This is a genomic window from Rhodococcus sp. KB6 (genome assembly GCF_001445685.1).
GTDB classification, from domain to species: Bacteria; Actinomycetota; Actinomycetes; order Mycobacteriales; family Mycobacteriaceae; genus Rhodococcus_F; species Rhodococcus_F qingshengii.
On sequence record NZ_LNAK01000088.1, the window covers coordinates 1 to 411 of the forward strand.

A 411-nucleotide genomic window follows, 5' to 3' on the forward strand; every position below is an offset into this window, starting at 1 on the left:
AGCATCAGCAGCCAAACCACTCAATGCACCCTTGTCCACAACCTGACGCAAATCATCGAAGTACGCCACCTCACCCGCACCGTTACCGGTGTTCGAGAACGTAAGCGTGTACTTGATGTCTTGACCGGCAACAACATTCGAACCCGACACCGGATCAGAAGACTTCACCACAGCAATCTTCGGAGACAGAACCGGATGCTCGGTCGTCACGGGCGGAGGAGTGATCTCCGCACCGGTCGGCGGCTTCGCAGTACCGGTGACCTTGTTGTTGATCAGAACCCCGCCGGCAACACCGTCGTTGATCTTCACCTGGTAGGTCAGGACAACAGACTTACCGGCTTCCAATGCACCGGTCCAGGTGAGCGTGGTGCCCGACAGGGTCGGAGCAGCACCGTCGACACCGTCGACAGT

General features: G+C 58.2%; 1 protein-coding gene. It reads right to left on the reverse strand.

What is annotated here, in order from left to right:
• On the reverse strand, positions 1-411 hold a 411-nt coding region (locus ASU23_RS12275; RefSeq protein WP_156423152.1), incomplete at both ends, for a hypothetical protein.